General features: G+C 34.0%; 21 protein-coding genes and 1 pseudogene. 7 read left to right on the top strand and 15 right to left on the bottom strand.

Annotated elements, in window-relative coordinates; genetic code table 11:
- Positions 1–20 precede the first annotated feature (20 nt).
- The 5 genes from DSQ20_RS02065 to DSQ20_RS02045 form a co-directional block, all read right to left on the bottom strand.
- A complete protein-coding gene (locus DSQ20_RS02065; protein ID WP_255458298.1) occupies positions 21–1,175 on the bottom strand; it encodes a hypothetical protein in 1,155 nt (384 codons plus the stop codon).
- A gap of 68 nt (positions 1,176–1,243) precedes the next feature.
- Positions 1,244–1,474 carry an LSM domain-containing protein gene (locus tag DSQ20_RS02060; RefSeq protein ID WP_007549737.1) on the bottom strand — a complete coding sequence of 77 codons (231 nt, stop codon included), beginning with the start codon at positions 1,472–1,474 and terminating at the stop codon, positions 1,244–1,246.
- Between the two features lie 24 nt (positions 1,475–1,498).
- Positions 1,499–5,290 (bottom strand): DNA-directed RNA polymerase subunit A', encoded by a 3,792-nt coding sequence (locus DSQ20_RS02055; RefSeq protein ID WP_007549736.1) that lies wholly within the window; start codon positions 5,288–5,290, stop codon positions 1,499–1,501.
- Complete coding sequence (locus tag DSQ20_RS02050; protein WP_007549735.1) at positions 5,290–8,637, bottom strand: DNA-directed RNA polymerase subunit B; 3,348 nt, start codon at positions 8,635–8,637, stop codon at positions 5,290–5,292. The genes DSQ20_RS02055 and DSQ20_RS02050 overlap by 1 nt, the downstream gene beginning before the upstream one ends.
- Complete coding sequence (locus tag DSQ20_RS02045) at positions 8,638–8,889, bottom strand: DNA-directed RNA polymerase subunit H (RefSeq protein WP_007549733.1); 252 nt, start codon at positions 8,887–8,889, stop codon at positions 8,638–8,640. It abuts the gene before it with no gap.
- A gap of 179 nt (positions 8,890–9,068) precedes the next feature.
- On the opposite strand from DSQ20_RS02045, the gene DSQ20_RS02040 reads away from it, so the two are divergent.
- From DSQ20_RS02040 to DSQ20_RS02025, 4 genes are all read left to right on the top strand, one after another.
- Positions 9,069–9,884, top strand: coding sequence for a PEFG-CTERM sorting domain-containing protein (locus DSQ20_RS02040; RefSeq protein WP_179365852.1), 816 nt, complete (start codon positions 9,069–9,071; stop codon positions 9,882–9,884).
- A 106-nt stretch (positions 9,885–9,990) separates the two neighbouring features.
- Positions 9,991–10,833, top strand: a complete 843-nt coding sequence (locus DSQ20_RS02035; RefSeq protein ID WP_179365851.1) for a PEFG-CTERM sorting domain-containing protein — start codon at positions 9,991–9,993, stop codon at positions 10,831–10,833.
- A 63-nt stretch (positions 10,834–10,896) separates the two neighbouring features.
- The gene (locus DSQ20_RS02030) at positions 10,897–11,748 is read left to right on the top strand and encodes a PEFG-CTERM sorting domain-containing protein (protein ID WP_370464190.1); all 852 of its coding nucleotides are present in this window, start codon (positions 10,897–10,899) and stop codon (positions 11,746–11,748) included.
- Positions 11,749–11,819: 71 nt separating this feature from the next.
- Positions 11,820–12,617: a PEFG-CTERM sorting domain-containing protein gene (locus tag DSQ20_RS02025; protein ID WP_007549729.1), complete on the top strand. Its 798-nt coding sequence runs from the start codon at positions 11,820–11,822 to the stop codon at positions 12,615–12,617.
- Positions 12,618–12,624: 7 nt separating this feature from the next.
- Here DSQ20_RS02025 and DSQ20_RS02020 read toward each other — a convergent pair whose 3' ends face one another.
- The 5 genes from DSQ20_RS02020 to larC (DSQ20_RS10525) are packed head-to-tail and all read right to left on the bottom strand — an operon-like array spanning position 12,625 to position 15,799.
- Positions 12,625–13,782, bottom strand: a complete 1,158-nt coding sequence (locus DSQ20_RS02020; RefSeq protein WP_179365850.1) for a cysteine desulfurase family protein — start codon at positions 13,780–13,782, stop codon at positions 12,625–12,627.
- Complete coding sequence (gene larE / locus DSQ20_RS02015; protein WP_179365849.1) at positions 13,779–14,576, bottom strand: ATP-dependent sacrificial sulfur transferase LarE; 798 nt, start codon at positions 14,574–14,576, stop codon at positions 13,779–13,781. The genes DSQ20_RS02020 and larE overlap by 4 nt, the downstream gene beginning before the upstream one ends.
- The gene (larC, locus tag DSQ20_RS10535) at positions 14,569–15,030 is read right to left on the bottom strand and encodes a nickel insertion protein (protein WP_255458296.1); all 462 of its coding nucleotides are present in this window, start codon (positions 15,028–15,030) and stop codon (positions 14,569–14,571) included. The genes larE and larC (DSQ20_RS10535) overlap by 8 nt, the downstream gene beginning before the upstream one ends.
- On the bottom strand, positions 15,009–15,623 hold the full coding sequence (gene larC / locus DSQ20_RS10530) for a nickel insertion protein (protein WP_255458385.1): 615 nt from the start codon (positions 15,621–15,623) through the stop codon (positions 15,009–15,011). Before larC (DSQ20_RS10530) ends, larC (DSQ20_RS10535) begins: the two co-directional genes overlap by 22 nt.
- A gap of 11 nt (positions 15,624–15,634) precedes the next feature.
- Entirely contained in the window at positions 15,635–15,799 is a 165-nt protein-coding gene (gene larC / locus DSQ20_RS10525) for a nickel insertion protein (protein ID WP_255458295.1), read from the bottom strand.
- A gap of 91 nt (positions 15,800–15,890) precedes the next feature.
- Between larC (DSQ20_RS10525) and DSQ20_RS02005 the strand changes: the two genes are divergently transcribed.
- From DSQ20_RS02005 to DSQ20_RS01995, 3 genes and pseudogenes are all read left to right on the top strand, one after another.
- Positions 15,891–16,757, top strand: a complete 867-nt coding sequence (locus tag DSQ20_RS02005) for a malate dehydrogenase (RefSeq protein WP_255458294.1) — start codon at positions 15,891–15,893, stop codon at positions 16,755–16,757.
- A gap of 82 nt (positions 16,758–16,839) precedes the next feature.
- Positions 16,840–17,621, top strand: a pseudogene (gene larB / locus DSQ20_RS02000) (nickel pincer cofactor biosynthesis protein LarB).
- Positions 17,622–17,704: 83 nt separating this feature from the next.
- Complete coding sequence (locus DSQ20_RS01995; RefSeq protein WP_202795692.1) at positions 17,705–19,282, top strand: radical SAM protein; 1,578 nt, start codon at positions 17,705–17,707, stop codon at positions 19,280–19,282.
- On the opposite strand, the gene DSQ20_RS01990 is transcribed toward DSQ20_RS01995, so the two are convergent.
- The 5 genes from DSQ20_RS01990 to DSQ20_RS01970 form a co-directional block, all read right to left on the bottom strand.
- Positions 19,277–19,600, bottom strand: a complete 324-nt coding sequence (locus tag DSQ20_RS01990) for a hypothetical protein (RefSeq protein ID WP_179365848.1) — start codon at positions 19,598–19,600, stop codon at positions 19,277–19,279. The genes DSQ20_RS01995 and DSQ20_RS01990 overlap by 6 nt on opposite strands.
- Before the next feature lie 74 nt (positions 19,601–19,674).
- Complete coding sequence (locus DSQ20_RS01985; protein WP_179365847.1) at positions 19,675–19,857, bottom strand: hypothetical protein; 183 nt, start codon at positions 19,855–19,857, stop codon at positions 19,675–19,677.
- 98 nt (positions 19,858–19,955) lie between these two features.
- Positions 19,956–21,236: a thrombospondin type 3 repeat-containing protein gene (locus DSQ20_RS01980; RefSeq protein WP_179365846.1), complete on the bottom strand. Its 1,281-nt coding sequence runs from the start codon at positions 21,234–21,236 to the stop codon at positions 19,956–19,958.
- 136 nt (positions 21,237–21,372) lie between these two features.
- Entirely contained in the window at positions 21,373–22,533 is a 1,161-nt protein-coding gene (locus DSQ20_RS01975) for an EB domain-containing protein (protein WP_179366290.1), read from the bottom strand.
- Between the two features lie 69 nt (positions 22,534–22,602).
- Complete coding sequence (locus tag DSQ20_RS01970) at positions 22,603–25,788, bottom strand: peptidase (RefSeq protein ID WP_179365845.1); 3,186 nt, start codon at positions 25,786–25,788, stop codon at positions 22,603–22,605.
- Between the last annotated feature and the right edge of the window lie 79 nt (positions 25,789–25,867).

Below are 25,867 nucleotides of genomic sequence, written 5' to 3'. Positions count from 1 at the left end.
AGTAGAAATCATACTATTACTTAATTAACAAAAACAGATGTTGATAACGAGGGAGATAGTGGAGCTGCGTTAGTCAACGAGTTCCATGTGTATGTCTCAATAGAATAATTTCCAGTTTGTTGTGGAATCCATGATTGGGAAATATCTAAATTTTGATTTGCAGATATTTCTCCTTGTATCCAAGATAAAGATACTACAAAATTATTCTCATCTTTTACCTGAAAGAGATAAACAAATTTTTGTTTATAATTTTGTGAATTTATTATCTTTCCAACGATCTGTATTTGATCATTAGTTGAGACTGCAGAGATTTGATTTCCCATACTATCTGAAAATATAATTGGTAGACTTTGCAATGCTAAAGAAGAAGTGCCAATTGTTGCAGATGTTTTTATTGCAAGATTATCAGATACGGAATAAGGTTTTGGAAGGGTATAATCATCATATTTTGCAAAAATTATATCTCCAGGCAATGCATAAAGTCTATTTCCACTTGATGATGAATTTTGTGTAAATGATATTGTTGAAGTAAATATGCCTGAGCTTTCCGATGTTTCTACTGCACTTACTTCTATGCCTGACACATCAGAATTTGAAGAAATTTTTATCGGAATATGATCTAAGGATTCTGGATTGAGATTAAGGTCAGGATCAATTACATGTATTGTTGCAGTTTGATCAGATAGATAATTTTCTTCAGAGAATTGAATAGATCCAATATTCCACTGTATTGGAACAGATTTAGTAAGAACAACCCCATCTGCAAATTCAAATGTTATAGTTAATGCAGAATCACTATCAGATTCTAAAAATCCGCTTGTCGGTCCATTTCCCATAGTTCTAGGAGTAGTATCAAAATCACCATCACCATCAGCATCATGGGAAAATCCTGTAAGAATTATTTCAGCGGTAAACTTTCCAGAATTCACATCGGTTTCAGTAAATTTGTATGGAGATAGTAAGTATCCTCTTGTAGAAATTTTGATTGGATGATCATCATCACCTATTGAATCAATCAAATATCTATCGGCGTTCCAGCTTGGTGCATGAATAGTCATTTTAACTTTATCAGTCCAAGTGTATACTGTTTTGTCAGTAAAGATTGGAGCGTATGGATTATCATAGTCAGGTATTTGTTCAGCATATACAGGTAATAAAAAAAATAAAAAAACCATAGGAAACAATAGAAGCATAATAGAATATTGTTTGAATTTGATATTTAAGAATGAATGATATTTTTTGGCTAAGATTCTTCATCTGGCAGTGATACTGCCAAAATGTTATCTCCGCGTAAAAGTATCTTTCCAAGTTTTACAGTTTTTCCATCAGAGATATCTTCAGCGTCTTCTAATGTCAAATTCATATGAACATCAAAGTCTTGTAAATTTCCCCTAACAGATTTGTTGTTTCTTAATCGCAATAAAATGACTTTGTCTTTATTATTGCTCATCAAATTAGAAATTTCATCGCCCATCTTAATCACTGTTTTTTATTGGCCTCATTTCTTCTTACTTACTTGCATGTAAAGATCTACGGTTCCACTTCCAATTGGAATCATGCTACCAACAATTACGTTTTCAGTAATACCTTTGAGTTGTTCAACTTCACCAGCTAATGCAGCATGTGCAATTGTTGGAACTGTAATTTCAAATGCTGCTCTTGCAAGAACACTATCTTTAGTACCAGCAATTCCGTGTCTACCAATTTGCTGCATATATCCTCTTGAGCACATTAAATCAGACACTAACATGATATACCTATTATCAACTTCCAGACCTTGATCTTCTAAAGTATTTTTCAGCTCATTTATCAAAGCATTTCTAGATGCCTCTATTCCTAATGTACCTGCAATTTCAAACACGTTGTTTGTTCTAACATTTTTCTTATCAATTCCTTGAACTTCAAGTACTTTGGCAATATTGGAACCAGTTGTTTGAATTACCCATTCGTCGTCTTTTTGAACTAGAGTTACACGTTCAATGTCTGGGACTCCCTTTACAGTGGTATTGAGTACTTTGTTTCTAATTGCAATAACAGTTGGAGCATCAGATTCATCTACTAGTTTTAGAGTGATTAGATCTCCAGTTGTTTCGATTTTGAATTTTTTGTTTGATTGTAATGCTGCCTCTACTTCACTAACAGTACATCCTCTTTCTTTGAGTCTGTTTGCACTAAGAATTAATTTAATTTGAGATGTGTAATCAGTTTCACTATCAGAGATTAATGCACTCACTTTAGTTTGCAAAACATTTCTTGCGATATCGATTGCTTTTTCTCTTGATTTTTTGGATTCATTATCAAGATAAATATCCATTGTTGGTGTGACAGGTTTCTTTCTTGCATCAACAAGTTCAATCAATCTTGGAAGACCTAAAGTTACGTTTCTTTCTGCAATTCCTGCAAAGTGGAATGTTCTTAGAGTCATCTGAGTACCAGGTTCACCAATTGACTGCGCAGTGATAATTCCTACTGCTTGTCCTGGTTCAACTTTGGCTTTGTTGTATAATGATAGACCTTTCTTACAAACAATTTCTGCACCTTCCTTACTTAATTTTGAATCAAGTAATCCCTCAGATACAAGTTCCTTTAATCTAGGATTGAATGTCTTTGTGTATTTCTTTGTTAATTCAGTAATTTCTTCTTTTGTTGCCTTCTTTCCAGAATCAACAATGATTTGTGATTCGATTAATCTATTAACATTGAATGCTTCACCATGATCACTTTTTGCAACATCTATTCCATCTTCGCCATAAAGGAATTGAATGATGTGACCATGTGGATCTCTTACAGTTCCATCATATTCTAATCTAATATGCTCTAATGCGTTGATAAGTCTACGCTGCATGTATCCACTTTGTTGTGTTCTAACTGCAGTATCTACAAGACCTTCTCTACCTCCCATTGCATGGAAGAAGAATTCAAGTGCAGAAAGTCCTTCTCTGTAATTTGATTTAACAAAACCATGTGCATCAGGATTTTTATCATGTTCTTGATAGTGTGGTAATGCACGATTATTGTAACCAGCATGTAATCTACTTCCTCTTCTTGATTGTTGTCCTAATGCACCTGCCATCTGACCGATGTTAAGTGCTGAACCTCTTGCACCAGTTGTAGCCATAATTCTTCCAGCATTACTTTGATCAAGGGATTGATCTGCAGTCATACCAGCTTTGTCTCTTGCTTTTCCCAATTCATTTACAATGTATGCTTCTAGTGCTTCCTCAGGTCTCATTCCTCTAGTAAGCTTTAGAGTTCCTTTTTCATATTGAGAAGTAAGATCAGATATGATACCATATGTCTCCTGAATATCATCAAGAATCTGCTGTTTCTCTTTTTCAGGTACTTCAAGATCTGCGTAACCATAGCTAAATCCATAATGAGTAATGTATTGTTTTACCATAATTAGAATAGAATTCAAAAAGTTCTTTGCCTTTGTGTTACCATAGTCTTTTGCAATTCTATGCAACACACTTTCTGGTTCTTCTGCACCGATTGAAGATTTATCAATTACACCACTAAGTAATTCACCGTTTTTAATTACAACGTCTTTTTGTGCGCCTTTGGTTCCTTTTGACCACTTTGATGTAATGACATAGTTGAAATCTTTTGGTAAGAATAATGAGAATAATTGTTTACCAGTATACATCAAACCATCTTTAGTTTTTGTTGCAGGTTTTGGAAGTTTATCTGTATATCCACCAAGCATAGCATAATTGTAAAATTCTTGTGGAGTCAAAACAGTATCATCTTTAGTTAAAAGATAAGCGCCAGTGACAAAGTCTCTTAGAGCTCCAATAATTGGACCACCATATCTTGGTGAAATTAATTGATCTTGAACTCTCATTAAGAGAATTGCTTCTGCTCTTGCTTCTTCACTTTGAGGAACGTGAAGGTTCATTTCGTCACCATCAAAATCTGCGTTGTATGGAGGACAAACAGATGGATGTAATCTGAAAGTTTTTCCTGGCAATACTCTCACATAGTGAGCCATAATTGACATTTGATGAAGAGATGGTTGTCGGTTAAACAAGACAATATCACCATTAGCAAGATGTCTTTCTACAAGATATCCAATTTCTAATGTTTCAGCTATTGTAGAACGATCCTCAACAAAATCTAATCTAATTTTAACACCATCTGGTCTTACGATATAATTAACACCAGGGAATTTGTTTGGTCCATTAATTACAAGTGTTCTCATTCTTTCAATATTCCATTCAGTAACAATTTCAGGAATTGTTAATTTCATTGCAACTTGTTCAGGAACTCCTACTTCAGACAAGTCCAAGTTAGGATCAGGTGAAATTACAGTTCTACTAGAGAAATCTACTCTCTTTCCAGAAAGTGAACCTCTGAATCTTCCTTCTTTTCCTTTTAATCTTTGAGTTAATGTTTTTAGTGGACGTCCTGAACGGTGATGAGCTTGTGGAATACCAGATACTTCATTATCAAAATATGTGGTTGTATGATATTGTAACAAATCTACTAAATCCTGAACAATTAACGGAGGCGTTCCTGCTTCTTTACTTTCTTTTAGTCTTTGATTAACTCTGATAATATCTACCATCTTATGCGTTAAATCGTCTTCAGAACGAATTCCAGTTTCAAGAATAATTGAGGGTCTTACAGTTACGGGTGGAACAGGTAGTGCTTGTAAAATAAACCATTCTGGTCTTGCAGTCACAGGATCATATGATAATAAGTTAAGATCATCATCAATAATTTGAGTGAATCTTTCTCTAATTGTAATTGGTAATAATCTATGTTCACCAATCTCTGTTTTTTCAACAAAGATAGTAGGTTTTGTAAAGATTAGCTCGTATTGGGTTTTACCACAATGAGGACATTCTTTTGCTTTTTTTGCTTTTTCAATAATTTGCTCTGGAATACGTTTTTCAGAAATTACAGTATAAGCAGCATGTTTTTCTTTGATTTTTCTAAATTCTTCTAAATCTTCTTGTGGGACCTTGAGTCTTGCACAAGAACGACAAGTTGATTGTAATAGCTTGTAAATATTATCAATAAATGCAATATGTAAAACAGGTTCTGCAAGTTCAATATGACCAAAATGACCAGGGCATCTAGCGGCAGTATTTCCACATGTTAGACATTTCTGTCCAGGTTCAAGTGTACCAAGTCTACCATCCATAAGACCTCCTTGTACAGGCATTCCATCTTCATCATATGTTTCAGGAGCCGTAATTTCTGCTACAGAATATTTTCTAATTTCAGTTGGAGACCAAACTGAAAATCTAATTGCATCAATTGTTTTAATTGCTTGAATCGACATTATACCTTCTCCTTAATGAGTAATCTTGGAGCCACATTCAAACTTTGCATTTCTTGTAACAAAAGTTTGAATGCATATGCAACAGATACTGATGAAACTTTAGCTTTATCACCACAAACTCTGCAGATGTATTTTCTTTGTTTTACGTCATGATATGCAACTAATCCACATCTCTCACAGACAAAAATATCAGATTTATCAGATTCATCTAGCAATCTATCTTTAAGAATCATTGATGCACCATATGCAATCAAACAATCTCTTTCCATCTCACCAAATCTTAAACCACCACCTCTGGCTCTTCCTTCAGTTGGTTGTTTAGTTAACATCTGAACCTGTCCACGTGCTCTTGCATGAATCTTATCTGCAACCATGTGGTGTAATTTTTGATAATATACTACTCCGATGAAGACATCGACCGGAAATGATTTACCAGTTCTTCCATCATACATTGTTTCTTTACCAGAATATTTGAATCCAGCAGCATCCATTACAGGTTTAACTTCATCCATTTTTTCTCCTACAAATGCAGAGCCATCAAATTGACTTCCTCTTAGTGCTGCAGCCTTACCACAAATTGATTCCATGAACATTCCTACAGTCATTCTTGATGGGAATGCGTGTGGATTAATCAAAACGTCTGGTGAAATTCCATCAGCAGTATATGGCAAGTCTTCAGCTTTTGCTAAAATTCCCAAGACACCTTTTTGTCCATGTCTTGATGCAAATTTGTCACCAATTTCAGGAATTCTCATATCTCTAACTCTAATCTTGTACATCTTTCCACCTTCGTTTGATTGTGTCATTACAACAGTATCAACAACACCGGTTTCAGACGGTCTGACACCAATTGAGGTATCTCTTCTGTAGGGTCCAGATGACTCAAATTCTCTATATTCTTCCATAAATCGTGGTGGACTTGTTTTTCCAATTAAAATATCTCCACCATGAACTGGAGATTCAGATGCAACTACTCCATCTTCTTCTAATAATCGATAAGCTTTTTCACCTTTGTAACCACGAATGTTGTCTTCAGCGTTTGGAATTTCAAAAGCATCACGCATTCCACCAGGATATTGTTTTGCTTCTGCATCATAAATTCTAAAGAAGAATGTTCTTCCGAGACCTCTGTCAACTGATGATCTACTTAGTACAATTGCGTCTTCAATATTATAACCGTCAAATGGCAATACTGCCACAACACAGTTTTGTCCTGCGGGTCTATCTTCTAATCCTAGTAATTTCATTGCTTTAGTATTAACAATAGGTGTTTGTGGGTACAACATCAAATGTTGTCTGACATAAGTACTGGTATTCATCATTGGAGTTGAAAATCCTAAACTTTGTTTTGCCATTGCAGATTCGTATGTGTTTCTTGGAGATTGATTATGTTCCGGATATGGAATTATAGAAGCACCTGCACCAAGAATTGCTGGTGGAAATACTTCAAGATGTGTATGTTTCTTTGAATCTTTTTCATCTAATGTAATATAGCAATTTTCTTCTTCGTTGGCATCAATCATTTCTAAGACTCCCATGCGCAACAAGTCAGTCCATGAAAGAAGTTTCTTGGAGATTTTATCCAATAGGTCTTGTGTGAGCAAGGGTTTGTTATCTTTGATAATTATCAATGGACGTAAAACACGTCCTGCATTGCAATTAACATAAAGTCGTTTTGTAGAACCTTCAATGGCAGATTGATGAAATGATATTCCAACATGAGGATGAATTTTTGAATTTCTTCTTAATTCTCTTAGTGATTCTGCTAGTTCAGCACCATCTTTGTAATAGCCAATTAATCTACCATCAACAAATATTCTAGCTCCGTCTTTTTTCACATCTTCTTTTGCATCAAAGAAGTGAATTGTTCCAAGATCATATAATTTCTCAACAATTTCTTCGGATGGAACATTTACAGAAATAATTCCAGAAAGCGCCAAGTTCTTTACTAGACCACAGTTAGAACCTTCAGGAGTTTCACTAGGACAAATTCTTCCAAAGTGTGTAGCGTGTAAATCTCTTGCCTCAAAGTTTGGTTGAGTTCTACTAAGAGGAGATTGAATTCTTCTAAGATGACTAATAGTTGAAAGGTAGTTTGTTCTATCTAGTAATTGAGTTACACCAACACGTCCTCTACCCCAGTTTCCGGTTGCAATTGCATTGTTTAATTTATCAGTAATAATACCTGGACGAATTGCTGCCGCTACTGCGTTAATGCCTCTTTTTTGACCAGATCTTTCTAATTGGTATTTCATGTCTCGAACCAAATTTCTAAATGCAGTTCTAAATAGATCAGCTAACATTTGTCCTGCAAATTTGATTACTTTATTTCCATAATGATCTTTGTCATCTGGTGAGATCCAACCAAGTTTAAGTTCTAATAATTTACATGCAGCCTCACCAAGAAATTGTGCTTTTTCTTTTCTATTCTCTGGATGTTTACCCAAGTGTGGCAATAAGCCCCAATCTAAAAGAGTCTCTGCTCGTTTGATTTGGAATTCCTCTAACATTCCAGGAGCGATTCTTTTACTGATGTAAACAATTGCATCTTTTGCTGTTGGAACGTCACCTGCTTTTTCAAATGAACCTTCTAATTCATTTTGAATTTCATCAACAAGTGAAACAGCAGCTGCAATCTCTCTATCAGATTCTAATCCAAGTGCTCTAGTTAGTGTAACAACAGGAATGTCAACAGGAGAACCGGGAATTCTAGCTACAATCAAACCATCGTTTTTCATTACCAATTCTAGTTTTGCTCGATAACCAACAATTGAAGAATAAACTTTAGCTTTGAAAACTGTATTTCCACCCACACTTTCTCTGTCAACAATTATTTTGTTGTAGGAAAGATCTTCTAATCCTACAATAACTCTTTCAGAACCATTAATAATAAAATAACCGCCGGGATCATTTGGATCCTCGCCATGTTCAACTAATTTTTGTGTTGAAAAATTATGTAAAATGCAAGCGTTTGATTTTGCCATTACAGGTACATCGCCAATATGGACAAATCTAGATTCTAAGATTTTTCCATCTTCAACAACACTTGCTTCCATCATTACAGGTGCCGAATATGAAACATTTCTTAGTCTAGCTTCTGCTGGAGTGATATGAGTGATAGAACCATCAAGCTCCATCATTCTTGGTTGTTGTAGTTTGACTTTACCTAGTTGTATTTTGTAGGGATATTCAGCATTTTCAATTTCAATTTGCCCTACTTCGTTGATAATACTTTGAAGACCTCTTTCTAAAAATTCATCAAAAGAATTAAGATGTTGACGTGCAATACCTTCACGTTTCAAGATATCTTGAATTATTGGCCAACGTTTAACTGAAGGATCTGCCATTTAAACTTCCACCACATATCTGTAGTAAAGGCTCTCACCAGCAGTAGGACTTTTTCTTGTGATTTTTATCATATCGCCGGGTTTTACACCTAGTCCCAATATTGCAGGATCGTTTACAAAAATCAATGGTAATTCTGTGGGTTTACAATTATATTTTTTTAGGACATCTTCAGCTTCTTGTTTTGAAATAATTTCATGTTTTGGCACATAAATATGGTCAGGCACTAAAACCTGATTTTTCTTAGTTGCCATCTACAAAACCTCCATGACGAACATTAAATGTAACAGCAAACAATACACACAAACTGAAAAAAAGTCACGCTCAGGTTAATATATATCTAATCTGAAATTCGGCAAAAATCAGTCTTTTTTCTTTTTAGTCAATAATATTTTTCACAACCTTAAATAGGATAAATTCGAGCGTAAAATTGATGAATACTCATCTATCGGTGTTAGCCTTATCTGCAATTATTATTGCAAGTATTGGAATAGCACCAGCATTTGGACAAATAGTAAATCCAATCTCGGTCACTACAGACAAGACATCATATGAAGATGGTGATATAGTCTTAGTAACTGGAGAAGTAAGAGAACTTCTTTCTGGAACTCCTATTAGTCTCATAGTAACAGCACCCAATGGAAATAGAGTAATACTCGATCAATTGGATGTCGGTTTAGACAAAAAATACAGTACTGAATTTACTGTAGGTGGACCACTAATGAGATCAGGGGGAACTTATACAATTGAAGTAACTTATGGAAGCCAAACTCGTACAGCTGAAACCACATTCTCATTTGCAGGTTCATCCGATAGTGGACCAAAAGAAACCAAAATGGCAGTAGAAGGTACTGAATTTATGGTCAGTTACAAGATAACTGGTGGTAAACTAATCAGCATCACTCCAGATGTAGAAGCAAACTCCTTGATAATTGCAATAACTGCAAGTCAAGACGGTTCACTTGTCATTACATTGCCTAGAGCTTTGATTGATGCAAAGATGGGTGATCAAGATGATACATTCTTTGTCTTAGTAGACGGAGAAGAAGTAGACTTTGAGGAAATAACAACTTCTACAGATAGAACATTGACAATTCTATTCCCAGCAGGTGCTGAGGAAATCGAGATAATTGGTACTACCGTAGTCCCAGAATTTGGTACAATCGCAGTGATGATCTTAGCAGTAGCAATTATCTCAATAATTGCAGTATCTGCAAAGTCAAAACTAAGCATTATGCCAAGATACTAAATTCATCTTTTTTTCTCTTTTTAAGATCTTGTGATCGACCCTAGAAATAATACAGAATCATTTTTAAAAATGTATATAAATACCAAGTAACCGTTTTCAATTTAGAATGAATTTTAAAAGTTCAGTAACATCAATGACATTAATCGTAATGGTTTTGTCAATAATTTCAATAACTTCAATTCAACAAGATGCATTTGCTCAAACTACAGGAATGTCAATTTCAGCTATAGCATCAGAAGGTTCTGACACAATATCAATTAACGGACATACAAAATCATCTGTTACAGATATTACATTTACAGTAATTTCTCCTAGTCTAAATGTAGTCAGCATTGATCAATTAACACCTGACAAAAATGGTGATTTTGCTACAGAATTTAAAGTTCCAATGTGGAAGGAGAATGGATTCTATACAATAAAAGCTGAACAAAGTCCATATGGAAGTTCATTGTATAAAATGTCACTTCGTGTAGAAGTCATAAACGGTATGACCTCAGAAACAAGTGTTAGTCAATCTACTTTAGAAAAAGGATTTGTTGAACCAACCCAAACAGTAAGAAAAACACTGGTGATTAAAGAAGCAAATTCAATGGCAGGATCTAACACAATCAAAATTAGTGGCATTACAGATAGCGCTAATTCAATTACATTGAAAGTAATTGCACCAAATGGAAATGTGATTGTTGTTGATCAATTTGCACCAAATCTAAATGCAAATGGTCACTTTACTAAAGAGATCATAACAGGAGGCGCATTATGGAAACAAGATGGCAATTATACTATTGTGGCTCAACAAGGCAATGATAAATCTTCAATTGAAGTAGGAATAGAAAATGGTCTTGTAATCCCAGAATTTGGTACAATCGCAGTGATGATCTTAGCAGTAGCAATTATCTCAATAATTGCAGTATCTGCAAAGTCAAAACTAAGCATTATGCCAAGATACTAAATTTACAACTTTTTTCATTTTTTAAATATACATAAATAGAGACAAATTCATTTTGCAAATAAGATGAACAACCGTACGTCGTTCGCGCTATTAGCCGTTTTGACTGCAGTCGGTACTTTAACCATATCATCAGCATATGCTCAAGCATGTGTAGGTTGTTACGAACCAGATGCTGGAAGAAAAGCAGCACAACAAATGTTGTTGATGGATATGCCTGTGTCTGTTTGGACAGATAATACAGATTATTCACATGGTGATAAAATTACAGTACACGGTAAAGTAGCAAATGTTTCTGGAATGCCAATAACAGTTACTGTTGTGAATCCATTAAATTCTGTCGTTACAATTGCTCAGATAAATCCTGAAAATGACGGTAGTTTTAAAACGATTCTCAACACAGATGGTGAATTATGGAAACACGATGGTACATACACCATTAAAGTCAACTATGGAAGTGCTTCAAAAAGCAACAAAGTACTTGTTGAGTTAAGTGGTGCAACTTCAGGTAGCTCAAATAATTGTGCCTCTTCAGAGATTTATCTAAAAGGCAATTATTGTGTACCATACACTATTACTGGTGGAATGGTAACAGGTGCAAGCATCAATTCTAATGATAATGCAATTATCGTAAGAATTAACGCAAGTGAAGATGGAACACTCACATTAAACCCAGACAAATCAATTCTTGATGGTATCTTCATGGTACTTGTAGATGGAGAAGAATGGGATGATGTAGAAATCAGTGACAATCAAGTCACAGTCAACTTCTTAGCAGGTGCTCAAAAAATTGAAGTGATAGGTACCTTTGTAATCCCAGAATTTGGTACAATCGCAGTGATGATCTTAGCAGTAGCAATTATCTCAATAATTGCAGTATCTGCAAAGTCAAAACTAAGCATTATGCCAAGATACTAAATTCACAACTTTTTTCATTTTTTCATTTTAGGATAGTAAAGGAAATATACAATCGTACAACAATAATTTTTGTGAAAACTAGAATTATTTTTGTATTTTTAATTTTAGGAATGATTGTCACACTACCAGTTTTTGCTCAGTCATTAATCACAATAAAAACAAATTCTAATTCATATAAAGAAGGAGATACGGTAGTAATTTCAGGTAACGTAAGTACCATTATAGTAGGCACCCCTATCACATTACAAATTTTCAGTCAAGGGAATTTAGTAGATGTTGCACAATTTAATGTAGCAGAAGACGGAAGTTATTCATATACAATCATTGCAGAGGGCCCATATTGGGCTAAATCTGGGGAATATACTGTAAGAGCGTCATTTGGTGAAGATAATGTTGCAGAAACTCAATTCAATTTTTCACCAAAATCAGACGTGATAGCAACTGACATATTTGAAGTGGATGCTGGCAGTTATGGCACATTTGATGTGAATTATTCTATAAATGGCGGTACTGTAAAAAATATGCTCATAGACAAAGATATCTTTGCATTAATAGTAATAATAGAATCTGAAAATGATGGATCTATCACCTTAGAAATGCCAAGAGATGCATTTGATGCAAAAAAACAAGATCAAACAGATGACACATTCATAATAATAATAGATGGCATAGAAGTGCCATATCAAGAGACTGTAACTAATACAAATTCAAGAATAATTACAATTAATTTTGAAGAAGGTGATTCAGATATCGAAATAATAGGTACTACAATAATTCCAGAATTTGGTACAATTGCAGTGATGATTTTAGCAGTAGGAATCATAACAACAATAATAGTTACAAAAAATAGATTTCAGATTCCTATTTAGAATTTAATCAAAAAGAGTATTTTTCTTTAAATGGCGAAACAGAACGTAACTCAGTAGTTACTTTTTTCAAGATACTTACTGTTTCATCTATTTGTTGTTCGTTGTTAAACACACCCAAGGAAAGTCTTAAGGAACCAGTAATTTGTTCATGTGAAAAACCCATTGCTTGTAAAACATGAGACGCTTTTTGGGTGTGAACTGAACATGCAGAACCAGTAGATGCGGCTATACCATACTCATCTAGTTTTATAATTAAGTCTTCACCTGCAACACCAAGAAAAGTAAAATGTGCATTATTTGGTAAACGATTTTCAATGTCACCGTTAAGTGTAACATATGGAATCTCATTGACAATTTTTGCAATAAGGATATCACGAAGTTTTTTCATGTGGGAGATATTCTCAACAAGATGGAGTTTAGCAATTTCACATGCTCTTCCAAATCCTACAATATTTGCTACGTTTTCGGTTCCTGAGCGTAAACCATTTTCTTGACCTCCGCCTAAAATCAGGGGATCTATATCAATTCCATCTCGTATGTATAATGCACCCACACCTTTAGGTCCATTAATTTTATGAGATGAGATAGAAAGTAAATCTATACCTAATTGCTTTACATCAATTGGAGTTTTTCCTACAGCCTGAACAGCATCAGTATGAAATGGAATTTTTTGTTCATTACACAGTTGAGCAATTTTTGCAATTGGTTCAATTGTTCCTATTTCATTATTAGCAAACATTATTGAAACAAGACATACATCATCTGAAAGAGAATTTTTCAGAGTATCTAGATTTACAACACCGCGATTGTCAACAGGCAAATAAAGAACATCAAATCCACTTTTTACTAATTTTTTACACGGTTCTAATATTGCATCATGTTCAATGGAAGAAGTGATTATTTTAGAAGAAGGTTTTTTTGATGCAATTCCCCAAAGCGCCATGTTATTAGATTCAGTCCCACCAGATGTAAGGAAAATTTCTGATGAGTCTGCATTAATCAAGGATGCAATTTGTTTTCTAGCTTTTTCTATAGCTTTATGGGCTAATCTACCATAACGATGTATTGATGAAGGATTACCATATTGTTCTTTAAGATATGGCAACATCGCATCTAAAACATCATCGTGAATTTGTGTGGATGCTGCATTGTCAAGATATATCAATCTGCAATCACATTAATTTTTCCTGGTCTATATCCATCAGGATCTATTTTAACGGATTGAAATCCTATCAATGTTAATTTTTTAGTAATTTCTTCCAAAGCATCACCTTGAAGAAGAGATATTTCATCTTTCTCCACTTCAATTTTTGCAATACCGTTTAGATCTCGCACTCTAACTTGTCTTACATTTGTAATTTGTTTAACAAATGTTTCACTCAATTCAATTCTAGTTAATTTTTCATTTGTTACTCTCTGGCCCCAAGGAATTCGTGAGGCTAGACAAGAATTTGATGGTTTATCATATACGGACAATCCTACAAGTTTTGCGGTTGTTCGAATCTCATTTTTGGTAAAATTGGTTTCTACTAAAGGACTTCGAATACCATTGTTTTTTAAGGCTTCAATTCCTGGACGATATTCACCTAAATCATCCAAGTTAGTTCCATCAACAATTAATTCAACATCATGTTTTTTTGCAAGATTAACCAAGTGATCACCTAATTCCAATCTACAATGAAAACAACGATCAGAGGAATTCTTTACAAATTCTTCATTTTGGAGCTCATCATAATCTAAAAGAATTTGTTGAATTCCTATTTCTGAACAAATTTGTTTGGCAGTTTCTAGTTCTTCTTTTGACAAGGTTTTGTAGTCTGCAGTAACTGCGATTGCAGATACTCCTAATTTTTGAAATGCAGCATAAGCAACAAGCGCGCTATCTACACCTCCAGAAAGAGCTATCATTACCTTTTTCTTTGTTCCAAACCAATCAATGAGATTATCAAGTTTAGTCATAATTAACATCTAATTTCATAATCTCTTTTCTAATCAATGATTCTGTTTCCTTAATTGACTTGTTTAAGGTATTTGAGATCAATTTTAAATCATCAAATTCAATTTTAAAATCATTTTTTCCTTTAAAAGATGAAACTTTGTATTTTACTAAAAATTCATTACTATCAAAAATTAGTTTGACATTATGGATTTTTCTTGGCACAATAAAACGATCTGAAGTACTTACACGAATTCCCAAAGTCCCAGTTTCAATTACCAGAAGTTCCATAATTTCATGAAGTGATGTATCATCACATATTACAGATATGAGATTTGTAGGTCTTCCTTTTTTAGTAATACCATTGTAAATGGAAACATCCCTAGCACCTTTATTCATAATTTTTTCAATTAAATTCCCCATGATTTCTCCAGAGACATCATCAACATTAGTTTCTAGAATTTTAACTGAATCCAATTGAAAATTATTTTTTGATTACCTTTTACAATCTTTAAAACATTAGAAAATTCATCAAATTCCTTTTTTCCTGCACCATATCCAACAGAGATTATTTCCATTGAAGGATAGAAATCCATTGATGTTTTTGCAAGATGTACAAGTATACTAGCACCTGTAGGAGTAGTTAATTCATCTTTTACTTGGCAACCATGAATTGATAATTTAGAATTTTTCAAGATTTGAAGAATTGCACTTGCAGGGTTTGACATGGTTCCATGAGAAAAGGTTACAGTTCCTCCACCTACAGCAATTGGCATACAAATAATTTCTTCATCAAATAATGCTAAATCATCCATAGCTATTGCAGTTCCAACAATATCTATCAAAGTATCAATACTAGATGCTTCGTGAAAATGAACTGACTCAAAAGGAAGCCCATGAATTTTAGATTCAGATGAAATTAATGTATCAATACATGATTCTGCAAAGGATTTTGCTTTGTTAGAAAGACCAATCTCATTTGCAGAATCCATAATTGCTTTTTTAATTTCAGTACCTTTTCTTTCATGAACATGTTCATCAAGTTCTAAAAATAATGAAGTGGATTCTATTCCATGTTTATCTATTTTTTAAAATCAATTTGTTTGATGGTTGAATTTGAAAGAAATTTTTCAGATTGCTTAAGTCCATCAATAATTTTGGTTTTATTTGCACCTAAATCCACTAAAGAACAGAGAATCATATCTCCAGATATGCCTGCAATTTGAGGATCAATAACAATTACCATAGATTAAAAATTATCAAAAATGCATATAAATTCTGTCTAAATAGATAAAAAATTTCATTAGATTTAATTATTGAAAATTTCAGCTTCTTTCATGATTACAATAATAGGTTCAGGAAAAGTTGGTGGAGATGCAGCACTATTTTCAGCACTAAAGCGATTAGATGATCAAATACTCTTACTTGATGTGGCAGAAGGATTACCACAAGGTGAAGCAATGGATATCAATCACATGTTGTCAGAACAGGGAATAGATGTAGAAGTAAAGGGTTCAAACAATTTTGAAGATATGAAAGGTTCTAAGATAATAGTCGTTGTAGCAGGTTCTGGAAGAAAACCAGGAATGACAAGAATGGATTTATTAAAAATTAATGCAACCATTGTAAAAAGTGTTGTAGAAAATATCAAAAAATATGCAAATGACTCTATGATAATTCCTGTTACAAACCCACTTGATCCAATGGCATACATTACTTACAAGGTATCAGGATTTGATAGAAGTAGGGTTTTTGGAATGGGTGGAATGTTAGATTTATCCAGATTTAGACAATTTATTCATGAAGCCACAGGACATTCACGTGATTCTATTAGAGCACTTGTAATTGGAGAACATGGTGAAAATATGTTGCCATTACCAAGATTCTCATCAGTGTCTGGAATTCCACTTTCTTCATTTCTACCAAAACAAAAACTAGATGAACTTGTACAAAATACAAAACAGGTTGCAGCTAAGGTTATTGAGTTAAAAGGTGCAACAGTACATGCACCTGGAAATGCAATTTCTGCAATGATTGAAGCTGTTGTTAGAGATAGAAAGCAAGTGATACCAGTTGCAACATATCTAGATGGGGAGTATGGTCATTCAGATGTCACAATTGGGGTTCCTGCAGTAATTGGAAAGAAAGGTGTTGAAAAAATAATTGAACTTGACCTAAATGCTGAAGAAAAAACAATTATTTGATACAGGGATACAAAATGTTAAAAGTGCAATTTCAGGCATACAGATCTAAGCATTTTTTTATTCAAACATAGATGAAACATTATTGGAAATTCATGAAATTTTAAAATCATTGGAAAAAGGAAAAATTTCATTAGATAAAGCAAAAAACTATTATCACTATATTCAATTGAGGAAATAGAAGGTATTGCTAAAATCGATATTAATAGAAGAAAACGTAAAGGAATACCAGAAGTAATTTTTGCAGAAAGTAAAAAAACAGATGAAATTGAAAAAATCATTCAAAAAACACTAGAGAAAACTAATTCAGTAGTAGTTTCAAGAATCAAAAAAGAAGATTATTCAAAAATCTTAGCATTTACAAAAAAATTAAAAATGAAAATTAAAACTGGAAAAAATTCATCAACTATAGTACTTTTTAAAAAACCAATTGAATTCAAAGGTGGAAAAGTAGGCATATTGGCAGCTGGAACATCAGACATAGGAGTTGCTGAAGAAGCCAGATTAATGTGTGAGGCAATGAATTGTAAATGTATTACAAGCTATGATGTCGGGGTTGCTGGAATTCAAAGAATATTTCCAATTTTAAAAGAAATGATAAATGAAGAAGTAGATTGTATAATTGTAGTTGCGGGAATGGAAGGAGCACTAGCTACTTTAGTTTCATCAATGGTAGATATTCCAGTAATTGGAATACCGACTTCTGTAGGATATGGGTATGGTGGAAAAGGTATCGCCGCACTGGCTTCAATGTTACAAAGCTGTTCGTTAGGATTATCAGTAGTCAATATAGACAACGGTATTGCTGCTGGTGCAATATCTGCAAATATAGCAAATAGGGCAATACAAAAAAACAGTACAAAGTAACACTAATTGAGAAATTATAGAAAATTATTGGCAAATTTACCTCGTAAATCATATATACCATACTAGAACGAATCTTGTTAATATTGGCTGGAAAACGAATTGTTCTAACTGCTGATCGCAGCTTAATGACAAACTATAGAGGAAATTTTCTTTATGGATTTATTGCCTGTGGACCATATGAAGTTCTTCCAGAATGGGTGTTTGACAAAGTTTTCTGTCCTCCAGTTGAAACAGATCCAATCACAGGAGAATCAAAAGTTGCTCAAGTTGGATTAAGAAGAGTTGAAAGTGCATTACTTCAAGGATACAAACGCGATGAAGTTTTTATTGCAAATCCAGAGATGTTAGAAAAATCAATTGGACCAGATACTAAGGTAGTTGGAATCAATGTGATGGATCCTTTGGGAATGGCACCAGTTACAACAACAATGTCACCTGAAAAATTATCTTATGTTGCTATGAAATTCAAAAAAATGTGTGCAAATATTATTCAATTAAAAAAGAAATACGATTTTCATGTAGTAGTTGGCGGAAATGGTGCATGGGAACTTGCAAAATCAGATAGAATGCAAATTCATGGAATAGATACTGTAGTCGTAGGGGAAGCTGATGAATTAGCTTTGGATTTATTTCATGATTTAGAAAAAGGTGATGCTCCAGAATTAATGCATTGTTTTGTAAAAAATATACAAAATATTCCAGTTATTGAAGGACCAACAATAAACTCACTCATTGAAGCAATGAGAGGATGCGGCAGAGGGTGTGATTTTTGCGACGTAAATAAAAGATCAAAGAAAGATTTACCATTAGAAAGACTACAATATGAAGCAAAGATCAATTTAGATTACGGATTTGACTCAGTATGGCTCCATTCTGATGAGATGTTACTTTATGGGTGTGATAATAGAGACTTTATTCCAAATAGAGATGCCATAACAGAACTTTGGAAAGGACTTAAAGGATTAGGAGCCAATTTTATAGGAACTACACATATGACTTTCTCAGCAGTTGCTGCCGATCCAGAGCTAATGCGACAAATTTCAAAGATTAACAAACAAGATGAAACTGGTAGGTGGCTTGCAACAAATTTGGGAATTGAGACAGTCGCACCAAACATGGTAAAAAAACATCTAGGTGTGAAAACAAGACCATTTGCTCCTGAAGAATGGGGTAGTGTGGTAAGAGAAGGAGCAAAAATTTTGAATGACAATCATTGGTTCCCAGCTGCTACAATCATCATAGGATGGCCAGACGAAACACCAGATGATGTACAATATACTATTGATATGATGAGTGACTTTAGAGAAATGAATTTCAGAGGATTGGTTGCTCCATTGCTTTATCAAGACTTTAGTGAAAAGAATTCTATGCATTTTGGAAATTTGAATGAGGCTCAGTTTACATTATTTTGGAAATGTTGGGAAAACAATCTTCGTGTAATTAATGATATTATTCCAATTATTCTTAGAAATAAGACATATGGTCCACCAATGAAAGTATTCATGTATGGAATTCTAAAAGCAGGTACATGGGCAATAATGAGATATCTAAGAGGATTATGTAAAGATCTATTCAATGGAAGAACTCCAGATGAAATTATTGATAAATATGCCAGAAGTAGATCTGTGACGGCTCCAAAAATTCAAACAAAAAAATTATAGATTTTTAATTGCTTCATCTGCGATAGTATTTCTTTTTGGGGTTAAAGAAATAAAGTAATTTTTATCAGCTCTTTCAATTGCATTTACTTTTTTGAAAGATTTTGAATTAATATCAAATTCATAAATGCCTGTTTCAAGAGTACCTTTAGCATAAATCATAAGATATGAATCGCCACTTGAAGGACTAAGTGGAATGAATGCCATGATAAATCCCTTATACGAATTAATAGGCATGGTATTTTTCATTGGTGGTGCAGCAGCTGCCATATACAAGAAGATATCCTCAATTGAATCAAATTCTTCATACTCTATATGCATAAACATTTAGAGTTTGTTTGAATATAATAACTTAGAGTAATAGTTAAGAAAATTATAGAAAAATGTTTTGATTTTTAGAATTTATTATGATTTTTTTGTTTTTTATTTTTAATAATTTTAACACATACAGCTACAGATAGTACTATTACAGCAGTAACAAATGCTATTTGTCCAATTTCAATAGTGTATAAAGACAAATTAACTAATCCTTCAGATAACAAAAATTCAAACCTCGTTAAAATTCCAGAAAGAACCATTTTTGAATGATTCCTTCTGGATTGTTGGCGTGCAAACCAATTATTATCATAAAAATAATTTTTGGCATTAAATGTTTGGTTTAATTACAAACTTGGAATTAAGATGATTTTCTTAATTTTGCAGCTCCAATTGCACCTACAGCAGTAATAACAGAAGCAATTACAGCAGTCCATTGCAATAGAGAGCTATCATCTTCAGATTCAGAAATTGGAGTGGAATCAGTTGTTGGAATGATGTCAGGGCAACCGTCTGAATCTTGAAATCCGTTAACGGTTTCAGCTTGAGTTGGGCAAGAATCAATAGAATCTGGAATACCGTCACCGTCAGTGTCAGTTGGTTGGGCTACATCTGGGCAACCGTCTGAATCTTGAAATCCGTTAACGGTTTCAGCTTGGGTAGGACATTGATCAAGTGTATCAATGATCAAATCACCGTCAGTGTCAATTACAGGTGAATTATCTGGACAACCGTCTGAATCTTCAAATCCGTTAAATGTTTCAGGAGAACGTGGACAAAGATCTGCAGAATTTACAATTCCATCTTTATCAGAGTCTTGAAGTGTGGTTACATCTGGACAACCGTCTGAATCTTCAATCCCGTTAAATGTTTCAGCTTGGGTAGGACATTGATCTATCTTATTATCAATTCCATCATTATCAGTATCTTTTGGCGCTGTTACATCGGGACAACCGTCTGAATCTTCAATCCCGTTAAATGTTTCAGCTTGGGTAGGACATTGATCTATCTTATCATCAATTCCATCATTATCAGTATCTTTTGGAGGAACCACATCTGGACAACCGTCTGAATCTTCAAATCCGTTAACTGTCTCATCTTGTGTAGGACAAGAGTCTGAAGAATCTGGAATACCGTCACCGTCAGTGTCAGTTGGAGGAACCACATCTGGACAACCGTCTGAATCTTCAAATCCGTTAACTGTCTCATCTTGTGTAGGACAAGAGTCTGAAGAATCTGGAATACCGTCACCGTCAGTGTCAGTTGGAGGAACCACATCTGGACAACCGTCTGAATCTTCAAATCCGTTAACTGTCTCATCTTGTGTAGGACAAGAGTCTGAAGAATCTGGAATACCGTCACCGTCAGTGTCAGTTGGAGGAACCACATCTGGACAACCGTCTGAATCTTCAAATCCGTTAACTGTCTCATCTTGTGTAGGACAAGAGTCTGAAGAATCTGGAATACCGTCACCGTCAGTGTCAGTTGGAGGAACCACATCTGGACAACCGTCTGAATCTTCAAATCCGTTAATAGTTTCAGGATCAGTAGGACAAGAGTCTGAAGAATCTGGAATACCGTCACCGTCAGTGTCTGAGGATTGTGCAAAAATGCTGTTTGGTGATAAAAGGATAAGCAGCATAAAACCGAATAAAATTGTATAATTGTTCAATCTTCTTTCCCTATCTCAGCATGGGTCAGATTTCCCATATAAAAAACATTGAGAACGTTTTATCGTTTCTTTGAATTAAAGATAAAAGTTATCAAAAAATTTCAGGTTATTTTCTAGATTTCAAATGTTTGTGAACTTTGAAACCAATCACTGTTGGTGCTGCAATGTACATTCCCAAGTTCAAAGCAATAACAGAGAGTCCCAATCCTAACACTTGCGCATCAGAGCCATCTTCAGCTAGTGTCATAATTGAGAGAGTAGATATCATTGGAGTGATAAATGCTCTTACTGCTTCTTGGAACAATGGATGCTCTCTTTCTAGATCAGCAATTGTTGGTGAGAATGAATAATAGATTTGGTTAAAACCACTCATAAATGCCATTCCAGAGGAAGTGCTCATTACAGTGTTATCTCTAATCTCTCTTAGGAATTGTACTTGTGGAGCTAATTCAGTTCCATATGCTGCAGTAGCAATCAAACATGCACCGCCTGGTTTTTTATCATCATCGACTTTAATCACTTGACATACACCGTTTACCAATTCAGTTCCTTTACCACATACTGGTGGTTCTTCTTCTACTGGTTCTGGAACAATACATTTTCCATTCATCAATTCTTCACCAGGAGGGCATTGCATTGGTTCTGGTACGTCATCAACACATTTTCCATTAACTAATTTTTGACCTGTTGGACATGTAATTTCTTCAACAACACATTTTCCATTAACTAATTTTTGACCTGTTGGACATGTAATTGGGTTGTTATCACCACCTGAGATGATACCACCATCTCCTCCAGTAAATTTGAATTTAATTTCAGATTTTAATCCAGAAAAATTTGCAAAGACTTTGTAGTCGCCTGGTGCTTTGAATTGTGGACCATCAGCTTTTACAGTTGTTTGAAAAGAACCATCTGCATTAGGATGAACTTGGGCAATTGTAACGATATTGTTATCTGGTGCTCTAACAATAATGGAGACATCACCAGAACCAAGATTTTCAATATTGTTAATCAGACCGCTGATGACTACGATTCCACCTTGTCCGTAAATGTTAAGATCAGTCTTTAAGTTAAGATTATTTTTTGGGCCTGTTACAACATCTTGGCATTCATTATTTTGCCATATTTGATTAGGGCCACAATTAATATCCTGACAAACACCATCTATTTCTATTTGATTATCCTCACATTCTATACTTTGAGCAGATGCATTTCCAATAAACCCATAAGAAAGTAGAGAAATTGACAATAATACTAGGAAACCCACGAGCTTCATTTTCATTTTGAATCAGGCATGAGGGTATTTATGTATTCAATGAAAGAAAAATTGACCTGATTATACTCGAATTATACCTTTATTGACCAAGTATTGAAGTGATTTTATAAAGTCGTCATCGGAAATTTGTCCATTATACCACCATTTGGCATTATTTTTAATCCAATCAGGAACCACTCTTTCAGAATTTTGATATTCTTTTGGAGAATTGATTATTTTTTCTTTAATCATTTGTTTTAATCCATCAATAATTTCAGAATTAGAAGACCATTGTTTCACATTGTTTTTAATCCAAGCAGGCATATCGTGTGAAGCAGTAAACGAAACTAATCCAACGTTAACACCATTATGTAATAACTGAATTTTATAAACACCTGATAAAGAATCTTGATTGATTGAAAATGCAGCACGATAGCTTCCACTATCAGATATTACTGCAGCAAAGTTTTGGACTATACCATCTGGACGGATTAATGAGATATTTAATGGAATTCCTCTTTTATGATTACCAATACTACCAGACAAGATTATTTCTTCAGAAGAACCAGAAGACGGAATTGTAATTTTATCAGTACTTAATTGAGGTGAGGCTGAAAATTGTGTTGTTGATTTTGCATTTAACAAACGAAATATGTTTGAATTACCAGAAGCATCTCTAGAGTCATAATATTTTGCATCAAGACTTCCTCCTGCTGTTGAAATTAGTTTTGTTCCAGATTTATCACAAATTTGAGATGGCATCTTGAATGTTCCTTCAAATACACCAGTACTAGGTCCAGTCTCAACTAATGTAAAACCAGTAGAAGCAAGTCCTCCATACTCAACTCCATTAACAACACATCGTTTGTAACGAATATCTTTTAGTAAAATTTCTAACAAAATATTTCCTGAAGTACCAACTGTATCTACATTTGGAGAATTTGGATCATTATTTACTAGATAAATATCAACATTATCACTTTTCAAATTAAGATCAGAGTCCCTGAGGGTAATTGTCACAGGTTGACCAAATCGGTATGTACTTGAACCAGAAGAGATAGTACCCGAATTGGTAGAAATATCAGATTTAGTAGAAGTCGTTGTAATTACTCCAACTTTATCTAAATCAGAATAAGATATGGCAATTCCTTGTTCATCAATCAATCTATTAGTCACAATAAATTTTATTTCATCATCTATTGTTCTTAGTGTTTTAATGAAATTAGGATCTAAAATGTTGAGTTGATTAGCTACAGCATATTCAAGAGTACCAACAAATTTTGAAGAGTTATCACTTGTCTCTTCTAATTCAAATCTGTAAATGGCATTATTGATATCATTGTTATTGGATAACCCAAACGAAAAGAAATCAAAAACTATCGGTTGTTTATTTTTTTCTGCAGAAATACTTCCAACTGTGGGAGTGTTATTACTTGAATCAAAATTTATTACAAGATATACAATTCCACTCCTAGTAGATAGTTGTTGAATATCGGCATCATCTAATTGAACAAGCCCATGGGATGAAGACAGATCACCAGAATCAACTATAGTTATTGGTAAAGAACCCAAAGTTCCAAAAGATAGAGTGATTGACGTATCTGTAAAATCTGTGATTCCAAAATCATTTTCAAAAGATCTAAGATCATAATTTATCCAGTTAGTACCATCGTTATTTGAAATAGATGAATCTATGAAAAGCGATTGTAAGATTGATGCAGAAACACCAAGATTCAATGATAGTTGTTTAAAAGTTGGAATTGCCACATTTGACGTATCAATGAACAATCTTGCAGAGTTTTTGTCAGGAATTGACGAATTAGATGTATCACCGGCATTTAATGCGGTGGCAGAAGAATGAAACTGCACATCATTTGCATTGCCAAGAGTGGTTGGATTTCCAATCTTTAAGGTAGGAACTAAAGATGAATCTCTAAAGATATCTAAATGATCTCTACTTGCAGAGTTGATATTTTGATCAGAATCTATTAAAGTTACAGGAAATTTTTTGCCTGGTGTAAGTGATTTAGCACCTTCTCCAACAGTCAAGGTAGATTTTATCGAAATTGAAGATGTTGAAGAACCTGTAAGAACAGAAGTAGATTTTTGATTATAGTCTATTTGCCCACTTTGACCTCTTGGGGCGTCAGCAAGAACTCTAACAACAGATTCATCACCATTATCAACACTATCAAAGATTCCAGAATTTGGACCATTTTCTACCAAAGTAATAATTTTGGAAAATGGGTTTCCTGGTACATCATCATCAACAAAAGTACTAGGTTGCTTATCATTTGATGTTAATTCCATTATATTTCCCAAATTAATTGAAAGTTGTCCATTATTTTTAAAACCCAAATTTGAGAGATTAGTGTTCAAATTCACTAATCCAGAAGTACCATTTGCAGAATTTGAACCCGAAGTATCAAATGCTTGGTAAAAAATAGCAAGTGGGGAATTAACATTAAATGTCCATGAATCTTCATCTGTTGGATCTTGATTTAATTGAAAATCATTTACAGTTAGAAAAACTTGTGAATTCTGAGGATATATTGATCTATCAAGTGTTAGAGAGATGTTTGAACTTTCGTCGTATTCAAGAGAAACACTTTGTGGGTTTCCACCAGCATTGTATTGAATTTGGACATCATTAAAAGAGAAGAGTTGAATTAAAGGCCATGCATCAGAATCCAATCCAATTTGACCAGTTGGAATATTGGGGTTGGTGTTAATTGACTGTGGATTTCTTACAACATTGTTAAGATTAGTAGAGCTTGTTAGTGTTCCAGTACACTGATTAAATGATGAAACGCCATTTGTAAAACCAGATAGACCATTGTTTCCTGGGACTGCAAAACCATCAGTTTCAGAAAGAGAGATTCCAAAAACAGATGATGCAGTATCCCTACTACAAAAAACACCAAAGTCTAAGCCTTTACCAGAAGTTGTAGATTGGGTAGAATCAGCTATTTTTGCTTTATCAACATTTGCAAAATATGCATACCAATTGCCATCAGTTGCTTGAATCATTCGTAAGGATTTACCATTAAGTGTGACGTCGGGTTCGCCTTTTCCTTGGTCTGTATCATGAAGATTTGTGTCGCGGATTACAACTTCAACCACCATAGAGCCAGAAAATCGGTTGTTAAATTGAGAGTTCTCTGCTGAAACAAACAGATTAGGATTGCTGGCTGCTTCTACACTAATAATTGGGGTTAACAGTATGGATGAAAAAATGCCAAGTAAAATTACATATTTGTGACTCATCATAAAGAAAAACAACGTTTATCACAAATAATCTTGTCGTATGAATTGCATTTAGAATACTTGTAATACATGAGAGGGT

The sequence above is a fragment of the Nitrosarchaeum sp. AC2 genome (assembly GCF_013407385.1).
GTDB classification, from domain to species: Archaea; Thermoproteota; Nitrososphaeria; order Nitrososphaerales; family Nitrosopumilaceae; genus Nitrosarchaeum; species Nitrosarchaeum koreense.
This window is presented reverse-complemented; position numbering and strand designations above follow the sequence as displayed.

Bases quoted from the DNA above. Each gene is read 5' to 3' on its own strand.
- DSQ20_RS02065 (WP_255458298.1), bottom strand. From the start codon at position 1,175: ATGGTTTTTTTATTTTTTTTATTACCTGTATATGCTGAACAAATACCT.
- DSQ20_RS02060 (WP_007549737.1), bottom strand. From the start codon at position 1,474: ATGGGCGATGAAATTTCTAATTTGATGAGCAATAATAAAGACAAAGTC.
- DSQ20_RS02055 (WP_007549736.1), bottom strand. From the start codon at position 5,290: ATGTCGATTCAAGCAATTAAAACAATTGATGCAATTAGATTTTCAGTT.
- DSQ20_RS02050 (WP_007549735.1), bottom strand. From the start codon at position 8,637: ATGGCAGATCCTTCAGTTAAACGTTGGCCAATAATTCAAGATATCTTG.
- DSQ20_RS02045 (WP_007549733.1), bottom strand. From the start codon at position 8,889: ATGGCAACTAAGAAAAATCAGGTTTTAGTGCCTGACCATATTTATGTG.
- DSQ20_RS02040 (WP_179365852.1), top strand. From the start codon at position 9,069: ATGAATACTCATCTATCGGTGTTAGCCTTATCTGCAATTATTATTGCA.
- DSQ20_RS02035 (WP_179365851.1), top strand. From the start codon at position 9,991: ATGAATTTTAAAAGTTCAGTAACATCAATGACATTAATCGTAATGGTT.
- DSQ20_RS02030 (WP_370464190.1), top strand. From the start codon at position 10,897: ATGAACAACCGTACGTCGTTCGCGCTATTAGCCGTTTTGACTGCAGTC.
- larE (WP_179365849.1), bottom strand. From the start codon at position 14,576: ATGACTAAACTTGATAATCTCATTGATTGGTTTGGAACAAAGAAAAAG.
- larC (WP_255458295.1), bottom strand. From the start codon at position 15,799: ATGGTAATTGTTATTGATCCTCAAATTGCAGGCATATCTGGAGATATG.
- DSQ20_RS02005 (WP_255458294.1), top strand. From the start codon at position 15,891: ATGATTACAATAATAGGTTCAGGAAAAGTTGGTGGAGATGCAGCACTA.
- DSQ20_RS01990 (WP_179365848.1), bottom strand. From the start codon at position 19,600: ATGCATATAGAGTATGAAGAATTTGATTCAATTGAGGATATCTTCTTG.
- DSQ20_RS01985 (WP_179365847.1), bottom strand. From the start codon at position 19,857: ATGGTTCTTTCTGGAATTTTAACGAGGTTTGAATTTTTGTTATCTGAA.
- DSQ20_RS01980 (WP_179365846.1), bottom strand. From the start codon at position 21,236: ATGCTGCTTATCCTTTTATCACCAAACAGCATTTTTGCACAATCCTCA.
- DSQ20_RS01970 (WP_179365845.1), bottom strand. From the start codon at position 25,788: ATGAGTCACAAATATGTAATTTTACTTGGCATTTTTTCATCCATACTG.